This is a genomic window from Janthinobacterium psychrotolerans (assembly GCF_001677885.1).
Lineage (GTDB): Bacteria > Pseudomonadota > Gammaproteobacteria > Burkholderiales > Burkholderiaceae_D > Janthinobacterium > Janthinobacterium psychrotolerans.
On the sequence record NZ_LOCQ01000049.1, the window covers coordinates 157,404 to 169,556 of the forward strand.

The 12,153-nt window shown below is 60.7% G+C and carries 13 protein-coding genes and 1 pseudogene; 8 read left to right on the plus strand and 6 right to left on the minus strand.

Features of this window, described 5'->3' with window-relative positions; translation table 11 throughout:
* Window positions 1–3 precede the first annotated feature (3 nt).
* A complete protein-coding gene (locus ASR47_RS08210; protein ID WP_065307267.1) occupies window positions 4–441 on the plus strand; it encodes an ACT domain-containing protein in 438 nt (145 codons plus the stop codon).
* Here the strand turns inward: ASR47_RS08210 and ASR47_RS08215 are convergent.
* Together ASR47_RS08215 and ASR47_RS08220 are read right to left on the minus strand one after the other, a co-directional pair.
* Window positions 410–1,324, minus strand: coding sequence for an ADP-ribosylglycohydrolase family protein (locus ASR47_RS08215; protein WP_065307268.1), 915 nt, complete (start codon window positions 1,322–1,324; stop codon window positions 410–412). The two genes, ASR47_RS08210 and ASR47_RS08215, sit on opposite strands and share 32 nt — an antisense overlap.
* A gap of 98 nt (window positions 1,325–1,422) precedes the next feature.
* Window positions 1,423–2,343, minus strand: coding sequence for a LysR family transcriptional regulator (locus ASR47_RS08220; protein WP_065307269.1), 921 nt, complete (start codon window positions 2,341–2,343; stop codon window positions 1,423–1,425).
* Window positions 2,344–2,471: 128 nt separating this feature from the next.
* On the opposite strand from ASR47_RS08220, the gene msuE reads away from it, so the two are divergent.
* From msuE to ASR47_RS08235, 3 genes are all read left to right on the plus strand, one after another.
* Window positions 2,472–3,053 (plus strand): FMN reductase, encoded by a 582-nt coding sequence (gene msuE / locus ASR47_RS08225; protein ID WP_065307270.1) that lies wholly within the window; start codon window positions 2,472–2,474, stop codon window positions 3,051–3,053.
* Between the two features lie 63 nt (window positions 3,054–3,116).
* Window positions 3,117–4,100 carry a DUF1852 domain-containing protein gene (locus ASR47_RS08230; protein ID WP_065307301.1) on the plus strand — a complete coding sequence of 328 codons (984 nt, stop codon included), beginning with the start codon at window positions 3,117–3,119 and terminating at the stop codon, window positions 4,098–4,100.
* Between the two features lie 25 nt (window positions 4,101–4,125).
* Window positions 4,126–5,166 (plus strand): methionine synthase, encoded by a 1,041-nt coding sequence (locus ASR47_RS08235; RefSeq protein WP_065307271.1) that lies wholly within the window; start codon window positions 4,126–4,128, stop codon window positions 5,164–5,166.
* 161 nt (window positions 5,167–5,327) lie between these two features.
* Here the strand turns inward: ASR47_RS08235 and gstA are convergent, their stop codons facing one another.
* The 4 genes from gstA to ASR47_RS08255 form a co-directional block, all read right to left on the minus strand.
* The gene (gstA, locus tag ASR47_RS08240) at window positions 5,328–5,963 is read right to left on the minus strand and encodes a glutathione transferase GstA (RefSeq protein ID WP_065307272.1); all 636 of its coding nucleotides are present in this window, start codon (window positions 5,961–5,963) and stop codon (window positions 5,328–5,330) included.
* 92 nt (window positions 5,964–6,055) lie between these two features.
* Window positions 6,056–6,664: a cytochrome b gene (locus ASR47_RS08245; protein WP_065307273.1), complete on the minus strand. Its 609-nt coding sequence runs from the start codon at window positions 6,662–6,664 to the stop codon at window positions 6,056–6,058.
* Window positions 6,661–7,734, minus strand: coding sequence for a catalase family peroxidase (locus ASR47_RS08250; protein WP_065307274.1), 1,074 nt, complete (start codon window positions 7,732–7,734; stop codon window positions 6,661–6,663). The genes ASR47_RS08245 and ASR47_RS08250 overlap by 4 nt, the downstream gene beginning before the upstream one ends.
* An 85-nt stretch (window positions 7,735–7,819) precedes the next feature.
* A complete protein-coding gene (locus ASR47_RS08255; protein WP_425402725.1) occupies window positions 7,820–8,215 on the minus strand; it encodes a DMT family transporter in 396 nt (131 codons plus the stop codon).
* 69 nt (window positions 8,216–8,284) lie between these two features.
* Between ASR47_RS08255 and ASR47_RS08260 the strand changes: the two genes are divergently transcribed.
* The 4 genes and pseudogenes from ASR47_RS08260 to ASR47_RS27685 form a co-directional block, all read left to right on the plus strand.
* Window positions 8,285–8,830, plus strand: coding sequence for a TetR/AcrR family transcriptional regulator (locus tag ASR47_RS08260; RefSeq protein ID WP_065307275.1), 546 nt, complete (start codon window positions 8,285–8,287; stop codon window positions 8,828–8,830).
* Between the two features lie 368 nt (window positions 8,831–9,198).
* The gene (locus tag ASR47_RS08265; RefSeq protein WP_065307276.1) at window positions 9,199–10,695 is read left to right on the plus strand and encodes an alanine/glycine:cation symporter family protein; all 1,497 of its coding nucleotides are present in this window, start codon (window positions 9,199–9,201) and stop codon (window positions 10,693–10,695) included.
* A gap of 112 nt (window positions 10,696–10,807) precedes the next feature.
* A complete protein-coding gene (locus ASR47_RS08270) occupies window positions 10,808–11,461 on the plus strand; it encodes a VTT domain-containing protein (protein ID WP_065307277.1) in 654 nt (217 codons plus the stop codon).
* A 502-nt stretch (window positions 11,462–11,963) separates the two neighbouring features.
* Window positions 11,964–12,153: pseudogene (locus ASR47_RS27685) on the plus strand (IS481 family transposase); the annotation flags it as partial.

Sequence of the window (12,153 nt, forward strand, 5' to 3'; positions counted from 1 at the left end):
CCAATGAACACCGAACTGCACAGCATTACCCTGGAACAGGCCAAGGGCGAATACGCCGTCAGCCGCCTCGACGCCAGCGCATCCATCCCCGCCTGGGCCGATGGCGATGGCTTTGTCAGCATCAGCCGCTCGGCGCATGAATTGTCGATCGTCTGCCTGGCCGCGCGCGTGCCTGGCCATACCGTATCGGAAAGGGCATGGACTTGCTGGCGCTTCGTCGGGCCATTTGCCTTTGGCGCCACCGGCATCGTGCTGTCGGTGGTGCGGCCCTTGTCGCTGGGCGGCCTGGGCGTATTCGTCGTCTCGACCCATGATGGCGATCACTTGCTGCTCAAGACCTGCGACGTGCCGGCCGCCGTCCAGCTGCTGAACGACGCCGGCCACGTTTTGATTGGCTGCGCAAACCGCACTAGCGCTGGCGCGCCCGCGCCAGCAGCTTGATCGCCATCTCTTCGATATCGCCGCGCATGGCCAGCGGCGACAGCCAGGCTGGCGGAATCGCTTCCACGCCGTAATATGCGCCGGCGATCTGGCCGGTAATCGCTGCCGTCGTGTCCGCATCGTCACCGAGGTTGGCGGCGCGCAGCACGGCCGCTTCAAAACTGCCGGTATTGAAAAAGCACCACAGCGACGCTTCCAGCGAGTCGACGCAGTAACCGCTGCCGCGCAGGTCCTGTTCAGCCTTGGCGACAAAGCCGCCACTGGCCAGTTCTTTCAGTTTGGGCTCGCTTGGCCGCCAGCTCATGCTAGCCAGCAGGTCTTCCTTGCTGACTCCCGACAGCGCGCCGCACAACAGGGCGGCGAACAGCTGGCAGCTGTCCACCGCTTCCGGTGCGCCGTGCGTGGTGCGCGAGCTGTCGGCGGCCAGCCTGATCGCTTCATTGACATCGGGATAGGCGAACAGCACCACCGGCGCCAGCCGCATCAGCGAGCCATTGCCGGCCGTGCGCGGCGAGGTGTCGCCGCTGTAAGGATTGCCCGTCTCGGCAAAGCTGTCGAGCGCGGCGCGCACCGTCATGCCGATATCGAAGCAGCTGCCGGTCGAGCTCAGATAGCCCCACTTCCACCAGTTCAGGTAGCGCGTCATCTGGTCGGCGGGGTCGAATCCGTCTTTGACGATCAGGCTTTCAGCCAGGCACAGCGCCATCGAGGTGTCGTCCGTCCATTGCCCGGGTTGCAGTCCGAACGGGCCGCCGCCGGTCATTTGGGTGACAGGCGTAAAGCTGCCGCGCGGGGAGAATTCGACGGTGGTGCCGACAGCGTCGCCGGCAGCCAGGCCCAGCAAGGTGGCCAGATAGCGGGATTTCAGGGTGGTTTCAGGCATGACGGGGGTTTCTGCATCGTGATCAAGCGCCGATTATAGAAGGCCCGGGCAATCGGCAGAGCACGCCAGGCCGCGCGCCTGGCGATGACCAGAGCGCCTCAGTCTCTCGACCGGCCGCTTGCTTGCCCGGTGGCGCTCACGGGCTGGCGCGCCAGTTCGATAAACGCGCGCACATAGTCGATGGCGGTGTCCGCCTCGCGCGCCCCCAGGAAGATCTGCTTGGCGACGCCGCGCTCGCCAAGGCGCACCGGCACCACGTCCATCTTGGCCGCATATTCCTCGACCAGCCAGCGCGGCAGCGCCGCCACGCCACGGCCGCTGGCCACCATCTGCAGCATGATGTCGGTGGTTTCGATGGCCTTGTGGCGCTTGGGAGTCACGCCGGCCGGCAGCAGGAACTGGTTGTAGATGTCCAGGCGCTCGATATCGACCGGGTAGCTGATCAGCACTTCCCGCGTCAGTTGCTGGGGCTGCACATACGGCACCGACGCCAGCGCATGGCCCTTGGCCACCACCAGCACCTGCTCGTAGTCGAACACCGGTTCGAACGTCAGGCCAGGCTTGAACAGCGGATCGGGCGTGACCAGCAGATCGATCTCGAAGCCGAACAGCGCGCCGATGCCGCCGAACTGGAACTTCTGCTTGACGTCCACATCCACGTCGGGCCAGGCGGCCAGGTAGGGCGACACCACTTTGAGCAGCCACTGGTAGCAGGGGTGGCATTCCATGCCGATGCGCAGCGCGCCGCGCTCGCCCTGCGCGAACTGGCCCAGCCGCTCTTCGGCCAGGTCCAGTTGCGGCAGCACCCGGTTCGCCACCGCCAGCAGGTATTGGCCGGCCTGCGTCAGGCGCAGGTTGCGCCCTTCGCGCAGCCAGACGTCGGTGCCCAGCTGCTGTTCCAGTTTCTTCATGCTGTGGCTGAGGGCCGACTGGGTCAGGTTCAGCACGCCTGCCGCGGCCGTCAGCGACCCTTGTTTTTCGACCTGCTGGACGATGCTGAGATGGATGCGTTCAAGCATTTGAATGAGCCAAGTTCATGGATGTATGAAATAAGACCATTATACTTCATCGATCCCCGCCGCTATCATCCATATCCTTGCTGCTGGCATTGTTTGGCCGGCGCGCATCACCCGATATGAAAGCACACATGACACGACCACTGCGCCTGGTCGCCGTTTCCGGCGGCCTGCAACGCCCTTCCAAAGCCGCCGCCCTGTGCGAGCACCTGATGGACCTGATCGCCGACGAAGTGCTGTGCGAACCACGCCTGGTCGAACTGGGCCAGCTGGCGCCGCAGCTGGCCGGCGCCGTCTGGCGCTCGCAATTGCCCGACACGGTCGAGCGCGAACTGGCCGCCGTCGAGCAAGCCGACATCCTGGTGGTGGCAACCCCGGTCTACCGTGGCTCGTACACGGGACTGTTCAAGCACTTCTTCGACTTTATCGGCCAGGACGCCCTGGTCGACAAACCGGTCTTGCTGGCCGCCACCGGCGGCAGCGAGCGCCACGCGCTGATGATCGACCACCAGTTGCGCCCGCTGTTCAGCTTTTTCCAGGCCCGCACCCTGCCGCTGGGCGTCTATGCGACCGACAAGGACTTTACCGGTTACCGCCTGCAGGACGCGGCGTTGATCGAGCGCGCCAGCCTGGCGGTCCAGCGGGCCTTGCCGCTGATCCAATTGACGCGGCAGGCGGGATTGGCCGCCGCCGAGGAAGCGCTTATGGCCTGAAGCGCATCAAGGCAAGCATCGACACCATCATCTTTTTTGCAGAAACCAGGACACCAGATCATCATGAGCAACGATTTTTCATTCAGCATCAAGAGCATTGTTTTCGATGAAAACTATCACCCATCGGACAGTACGCGCCTGACCACCAACTTTGCCAATCTGGCGCGGGGCGAGCGTCGCCAGGAAAACTTGCGCAATACCTTGCAGATGATCGACAGCCGCTTCAACAACCTGGCGCACTGGGACAATCCGACCGCCGACCGCTATTCGGTGGAGCTTGAAATCATCTCGGTTGAAATGCGGATGGATGTGGAAGGCGGCAATGATCCACTGCCACTGATCGAGATCCTCAAGCCCAATATCATCGACAAAAAAACCGGCGAACGCATCGACGGCATTGCCGGGAATAATTTCTCGTCTTATGTGCGCGATTACGACTTCAGCGTGCTGCTGCCAGCGCACAACAACAATCAAGCCACCTTTGGCCTGCCCGATGATTTCGGCGACTTCCATGGCAAGCTGTTCAAGCACTTTGTCAATTCAAGCGCCTACAAGGCGCACTTCAGCAAGCCGCCGGTGATCTGCATCAGCGCCTCGAGCAGCAAGACCTATCAGCGCACCGAAAACCGCCACCCCATCCTGGGCGTTGAATATCAACAGAACGAGTTTTCCTCGACCGATCAGTATTTCGAGAAAATGGGCATGCAGGTGCGCTACTTCATGCCGCCCGACAGCTCGGCACCGCTGGCCTTTTATTTTATCGGCGACCTGCTTGGCGACTACAGCAATCTCGAACTGATCGGCACCATCAGCACGATGGAGACATTCCAGAAAATCTACCGGCCCGAGATCTACAACGCCAATTCGGCGGCGGGACGGTTTTATCAACCGAGCCTGAAAAACCAGGATTACTCATTGACGCAAATCGTCTATGACCGCGAGGAACGCAGCGCGCTGGCCGTCAAGCAGGGCAAATACACGGAAGAGCACTTCATCAAGCCCTACAAAAATATTCTTGAACAATGGGCCGCCAATTACGCGCTCTGATTAACCCGAACAGAAAATATCGATCATGAAAAAATTATTACCGACTTCCACCGCTGGCAGCTTGCCGAAACCTTCGTGGCTGGCCCAGCCTGAAAAACTGTGGTCGCCCTGGAAACTGCAGGACGAGGAACTGATCGAGGGCAAACACGACGCCCTGCGTTTGTCGCTGCAGGAACAGCAGCAGGCAGGCATCGATATCGTCAGCGATGGCGAACAGACGCGCCAGCATTTCGTCACCACCTTTATCGAGCATCTGAACGGCGTGGACTTTGAAAAACGCGAGACCGTCCGGATTCGTGACCGCTATGACGCCAGCGTGCCGACCGTGGTCGGCGCCGTGAGCCGTCAGAAGCCGGTGTTTGTCGATGACGCCAAATTTTTACGCCAGCAAACGAAGCAGCCGATCAAATGGGCGCTGCCAGGTCCGATGACGATGATCGACACGCTCTACGACAGCCACTATAAAAGCCGCGAAAAACTGGCCTGGGAATTTGCCAAGATCCTCAACCAGGAAGCGCGCGAACTGGAAGCGGCCGGCGTCGACATCATCCAGTTCGACGAGCCCGCATTCAATGTGTTCTTTGATGAAGTCAACGACTGGGGCATCGCCACCCTGGAACGGGCCATCGAAGGACTCAAATGCGAAACCGCCATCCATATTTGCTATGGCTACGGCATCAAGGCCAATACGGACTGGAAAAAAACGCTGGGCTCCGAGTGGCGCCAATATGAGGAATCTTTCCCGAAACTGCAGAAGTCAAACATCGACATCATTTCGCTCGAATGCCACAACTCCCAGGTGCCGATGGACCTGATTGAACTGATACGTGGAAAAAAAGTGATGGTGGGAGCGATCGACGTGGCAAACCATGCGGTTGAAACGCCGGAGGAAGTGGCCAACACCTTGCGCCAGGCGCTGCGGTTTGTCGATGCGGACAAGCTGTATCCGTGCACCAACTGCGGCATGGCGCCGTTGCCACGCGAGGTGGCGCGGGGCAAATTGCATGCGCTCAGTGCGGGGGCGGAGATTGTGCGCAGGGAGATCCTGGGCGGCATCCAGGGCTGAACGCGGTGCTTTGGGGCAGCGGTGACCGGCACGAAAAATCACCCGAGCAACGATGCCATGCTGGAACTCCTGCCCAGGGGCGTGAATCGGCCAGCAGCGGTCGTCCCTAGCCTCGTTGCATGGGCAACGAGGCTTCAGGATACTAATTTCTTGGCACTTGCTTAGTACAGGTCGAGGCCTTCCTCGAGAATGGACTTCTGCACGGCTTCACGGCTCTTGACGCGCGCATACCAGGCCTGGAGGTGCTGAAGATGGTCAAAATGAATAGCCGTATCCTCGTACGACTTCAGCCACGGCGCCTTGCCCCAACCGGTCACCGCAAACAGATAGGTGTCGGCGACCGAGAATTTGTCGCCCATCAGATACGGTTTGTCGGCGAGATGCGCGTTAATCCAGGCGTAGCGTTGCTCAAGCTTCGGCAGTGCGATCTCGATATAGCCACTTGCCGAAGGTGCATAGAAGAGCGGAATGAAGCCCTTGTGGATTTCCGTCGAGAGGAAGGCGAGCATTTCCTGCAGCTTGTAGCGTGCAAACGTTCCGTTGGCGGGCGCGAGGTCCTTTTCGGGCTTCAGGTCCGCCAGATACTGAACGATGACAATGCCTTCCGTCAGCATGTCGCCGTTATCGAGCTCCAGCGCCGGAATGTAACCATGCGGGTTGACCTTGTAAAAATTCTGCCCCTGTGCGGTTGTATGGTCCTTGAGATCAACCTTGATGAACTCGACATCAAGACCGAGTTCGTTTGCAACGATGTGGGGAGAAAGCGAGCAGGCACCCTGCTTGTAGTAGAGTTTCATTTCATGGGCTCCATCAATGGCGATGATGCGCTTCCCCAGGAGGAAAAGCGCGTGGTTCAGGCGCTATGAAAACGCCAGAATGTGATGCTGACCTAGGTCCTGTTGCGCCGGTAACGACGATAAAATCCTGCCGGCGTCATGCTGGAAAAGACCCCGTCACGGCGCACCCAGGCATGCATGAGCGCGGCGGAAAGATGCATCAGCACGACGGCGAACAGCAGCCAGGCCAGCAGGCCATGGGCGTCACGCAGCACCGCGTACCAGACCGGATCGACCGGCGCGATCGGCGGCAGCGCGACCCCCGGCAACATCGTCACCGGCCATCCACCGGCCGAGCGCACACCCCAGCCGAGCAGCGGCAGCGAGAACATCAGCGCATACAGCACCCAGTGCGACGCCTTGGCTGACAGTACTTGCCAGCGCGGCAGGTCGGCCGGCAACGCGGGCGCGCCATGGCGCAGCCGGTTGAGCAGGCGCACGATCGCCAGCAGCAAGATGGCAATGCCCAGCGGCTGGTGAAGGTCGAGCAGCCAGGGCCGCCAGGTCAGCGACGTCATCATGGCGACACCGATAAACAGCATCGCCAGAATTGCCGCCGCCATCGTCCAGTGCAGCAGCTGCGCCAGCGGATTGAAGCGTGCTGGCAGGCCAGCTTGCTTGCCTTGTACAGCGTCTGTCACGGTAAGGGTGTCGGTCGTCATGGTGCTGCCTTCTTTCCGACCGCATCGGTGGCCTTGCCGTAGCCGATTTCGTGCAGCCGCGCATTATACGAGTGGGCGTAAATGCCTGCCCGCGTGGCCAGTACCGGATCGTTCGACAGCGCCATGCCCGCCGGTATCAGGGTGGGATCGAAATTGATGTCGCGACACACGCCGTCAGTCTGATCGAAGACCCGCTGCACTTCCAGCGTTCCGGCGACCAGCTGTGGGCGCGTTTCCGGCCAGGGCTGCGATGGATCATCGACCGGATCGCCTGGCGCGGCCAGTTGCATCACCATATCCCAATGTAACGGTGCCTTTGCCAGCCGCTGCGCCACATCCTTGAACAAGGCGTCATGGCTGGCGCTAGCACGTTCCTCCGCACTCCAGGCGGCGAACGCCGCGTGCGGCCGCAGCGACCAGCGCATGGCTTGCCGTTGCCCATCCTGGGCGACCAGGAAGTAGGCATGGATGGCGTGGAACGTGGCGCCGGCAAAGCTGCTGGCCCAGGGTTTCACGGCATCGGCCGCCAGGTATTTGCGCGCCTCCGGATAGTCCTTGAGGAAAGCCTCCACGTGCTGGGGGTCGGGTTCGCCGGTGGCCGGATCGGGTGCGGTTGCCTTGACCATCGCCAGGAAGCCAGGGGCATCGCGGGTGGCGAAATACGGCTCGTTGTTCATTTTCATGCGCCACTGCTGGCCATTGTCGGCGGTGAGCATCATGGCCATGCTGACGGTGCTGGTGGAATTATCTGCGGCATAAGGGCTCATGTTGCCGATCGAGAAGCGTCCGATGGCCCTGGTCTCCGGCTGCGCGAAAACTCTGGCATCGGAGTACTTTGCGGCCGCGCCGCTGGCGCGAAACACGCCTTCGTAACACACGCCCTTGCCGTGCGCGCGCCGGTAGCCAGCAGGAAAATCATGCGGGATGTCCTCCAGGAAAGTCGTATTGGTCACGCGCTGTCCAAGCAAACCGGCAGCCCAGGCGAAGGCCGTGGCCAGCACGGCGACGATCGCGCCGATGCCGGCCAGGGCCGGCCAGCTGCGCTTGAGGTCAATCTCGCCGATCTTCATGGATAGCCTCGGTTGGATGGGGCGCACGTGGTGCGCGGTGTGTGGTTCATGATGACTCCTTGAATGTACGGTGAAGGTCGCCTGCTTAATGCGAGGCGGTCTTTGAAAACAGGTTCATCACGATCACGCCGGTGACAATGAGAACGATGCCGATAATTGCCGGAAAATCCAGCCTTTGCTTGAAAGCTAGCACGCCAAGCAGCGCTGTCAGGACGATGCCCAGGCCGCCCCAGATGGCGTAGGCGACCGCCAGCGGCAAGCCTTTCAGTGCCTGGCCGAGTCCATAGAATGCGAATCCGTAAAAAACAACCACCAGCGCGGTTGGTACCAAACGTGAAAACTGTTCGGACCTGGCCAGGAAGGCGCTGCCGGCGACCTCCGATACGATTGCGGCGCCTAGCCAAATATAGTGTGTTGGGACCATGTTCTTCTCTTGTTTGATGTCGTCGATTTTGTCAATGTGAATGGCATTGCTCACCATCGTGGCCTTGAAGGTTGATTTTTACAATACGTTCGTATTGTACGACATTTTGCGTTGTAGAATCGTGTCATGACGACCAAAGCACCCACTTCGCGGCCTCCGAAGCAACCTGACCAAGTCAGAAAGAGGCTTTTTCACTCTGCCACCACCTTGTTAAGTACGGGGCAGCCCGTTTCCATCGGCGCCATTGCCAGTGCGGCCGGTGTCAGCAAAGGTGCTGTACAACATCATTTCGGCACGAAAGAACAGCTGCTTGCGGCACTTTTCGACCTTTATATGGATCAATTCAACCAGGCATTGGCGCTGGAAGATGCATCGGCGCCGCCAGCATTGCGCTATGCGCGCATGTCGCTCAATGCCACGTCGTACGAGGACACCGAAGGCTGGCGCGCCATGGTGGTGGCGACCGTCTTTGATCGCGCTCTGGCGGCGCGCTGGAGCGAACGGGCGGAAATCGAGCGCTCTCTCGACCAGGCGCCCACTGCGCATGCCTTGCTGGTTCGTTTGGCGGCAGACGGCTTATGGCTGTCGGATTTGCTGTCTACCTACAAGATCGGCAACAAGGAGCGCGAGGAACTCGATGGTTTGATGGGAGAACTGCTGAGGAAGCCTTGATGTATCACAGGCAAATGGAGGATCTGACACCGGCCCTGGAGACGGTCAAGGCTGAGATCGTGTACGAATGACGGTATCTGACCCCGACTTCCCTTGCAGCGCGCTTCTCGAGCGCTGCCCGGACCTGCCGCGCCGAGGCCGCCGGCGATGTCAAAAATGGTGCAGCGCACACGGCGCGCACCGCCTGCGCGCAGGGCCGCACCCTGCTGGTGAAGGGTGTTGTTTGACGGTCTTTCCGGTCGATTTATTGTCCTTTCAACGTTGCAATCTGATACAAGCTCCAGCACAATGCCCCGGCTTGTGCCGCATCCTGATCCAGGAAGCAAACCCTTATCCAGACCCCGTACCGATGCAAGGAAAAAAAATCGATGGAAGCTTTTATCAGTAGTTTGAATGGCGTGATCTGGAGTTCCGCGCTGATTTACCTGTGCCTTGGCGCCGGCCTGTTCTATTCGATCCAGACCCGTTTCGTCCAGGTGCGCCTGTTCAAGGAAATGCTGCGCCTGCTGTTCAAGAAGCGTGATACCGATTCGGGCATCTCGTCGTTCCAGGCCCTGGCCGTGTCCTTGTCCGGCCGGGTTGGCGTGGGCAATATCGCCGGCGTGGCCGCCGCCATCGGTTTCGGCGGCCCCGGTGCGGTGTTCTGGATGTGGATGGTCGCCTTCCTCGGCGCCAGCACGGCCTATGCCGAATCGACGCTGGGCCAGCTCTACAAGGTCGAAGAGAACGGCCAGTACCGTGGCGGCTCCGCCTACTTCTTCACGCGCTGCCTCGGCTGGCCTTGGCTGGGTGCGCTGTTTGCCGTCTCGGCGGTGATTTCCTGCGGCATTTTCCTGCCCGGCGTGCAAGCCAACGCGGTCGGTAATGCGGTCACCCAGATCTTTGGCGACGGCGCCATGGTCGATACCTTCATGGGCAGCGTCGGCACCCACAAGCTGGCCGGCCTGGCGGTGATCCTGCTGGTACTGGGCGTCATCATTTTCGGCGGCATCAAGCGCATCGCCCAGTTTGCCGAGTACGTGGTGCCATTCATGGCCTTCGGCTATATCGTGCTGGCGCTGATCGTCATCGCCATGAATATCGACAAGCTGCCGGGCGTGTTCTCGCTGATCTTCTCGGATGCGTTCTCGGCCCAGGCCGGCATGGGCGCAGCCATCGGCTGGGGCGTCAAGCGCGGCGTGTACTCGAACGAAGCGGGGCAAGGCACCGGCACCCACGCGGCGGCCGCGGCCGAAACCGAGCACCCGTCGCAGCAGGGCCTGGTGCAGGCGTTCTCGATCTATGTCGATACCTTGCTGGTGTGCACGGCCACCGCGCTGATGATTTTGATCACCAACCAGTACAACGTGCAGGGCACCTTGCCGGGCGGCCAGTTCATCGTCCAGCACCTGCCGGCCACCACGGAAATCGGTTCGGCCGCGTTCACGCAAATGGCGCTGCAAAGCACCTTCGGCGGTTTCGGCCCATTCTTCGTGGCGCTGGCGCTGTTCTTCTTCGCCTTTACCACCATCGTCGCCTATTACTATATCGCCGAAACCAACGTCGCTTACCTGAACCAGTACTTCAAGCGCAGCGTGCCGCTGGTCGTCGTCAAGCTCCTGATCATGGCGATGGTGGTGTTCGGCACCATCAACAGCGCCGGCTATATCTGGAATCTCGGCGATATCGGCGTGGGCATGATGGCGTGGATTAACATCATCGGCATCCTGATCATCTTCTTCATCTCGCGCCCGACCATCGCCTGCCTGCGCGATTACGAAGCCCAGCTCAAGGCCGGCGGCCCGATCACCTTCGATCCGGTCAAGCTGGGCATCAGGAACGCCACGTTCTGGGAAGAACGCGCTGCCAGGCGCAAGCAAAAATAAACGCAGGACAGGCCCGGGTGCGGGGTATTGATCGGTGAACAAAACCGTCACCGCACCCGGGCCATATTGGCGTGTTGACTACACCTACATCTTGCCCTGAAAGAAACAAGCAATGCATGAATTTCTGACCCTGCTGAGCGCCTGGTTCCTGCACCTCGACGTGCACCTGTCCGAACTGGTGGCCGCATACGGCTACTGGATTTACCTGCTGCTGTTCGCCGTGATCTTCATCGAAACCGGCGTGGTCATCATGCCGTTCCTGCCCGGCGACTCGCTGCTGTTCATCGCCGGCGCGCTGGCCGCCAAGGGCTTGTTCGATCCCTGGATACTGTTCTTCCTGCTGCTCACCGCCGCCATCACCGGCGACGCCCTCAACTTTGCCATCGGCACCTACGTGCGGCGCAAGGCGGTCGATACCTCGCGCATCCCCTTCCTCAAGGCCGAACACATCGCGCTGACGCAACAGTTCTTCGAGCGCCATGGCGGCAAGACCATCATCCTGGCCCGCTTCGTGCCGATCGTGCGCACGCTGGCGCCGTTCGTGGCCGCGCTCGGTTCCATGCCGGCGCGCGTGTTCTTCATGTACAACGTGGTCGGCGGCCTGATCTGGGTAGGCAGCCTGCTGCTGGCCGGCTACCTGTTCGGCAACATTCCGTGGGTGAGCAACAACCTCACCATCGTCGTGCTGGGCATCGTGTTCCTGTCCATCCTGCCGGGCATCATCGCGTGGCTGCGCACGCTGGGCAGGCGGGCTGGCAAAGCTTGATGTGGTAGCCGTGCTGGGGATCAGCGGGCGCCTCTGCCTGGGGGTGGTGGGTGGCTGGATAGGCGGTGCGCGGAAGGAGTGCGCCATTCGGACGCGGACTGATGCTTAGGGCGCGGTAGAAGCGGACTCGGTCGAAACCTGATTGGAACCACGAACGCGCGCCCACGGCGCGCGGGGCTGCCGCGCAGCGGCAGCAGCTGGAGGATTCGGGGCGGGCTGGGCAGATACGCCCAGCCCTTCGAATCTCACACGCAGGGCGCGCAGGCGCCCTGCTCGCTTCCGCCAGGAAACAAAAAACCGCCTCGAAGGCGGTTTCTTTATTTGCTGGCGGAAGCGGTGTAATGCGAATAGGTAAGCCTCATGCCACTTTCAAGTGTAATACAGCGATCGTACCTACGTGTTTAGATATGGGTGATCATATTCCCACTCGCAGCCTGCCATTTTTCAGGGCTAGGTTGCTTTTGAGTACACTGTTGAATTCTGTCACCCAACTATCAGCGCCATGAGCCAAGCCCTTCACAGCCAAGCCCGCACCACTCATCTGGTCCGGGACGAAATCCGCAACTCGACGCTCTCTCAACGGGAACTGGCTGAGCGCTACAACGTTAGTCGTCTGACGATCCGCAAATGGCAGAACCGCGACAGCGCCGAGGATCTTTCGCACCGGCCACGTACCATGCACACCACGCTCA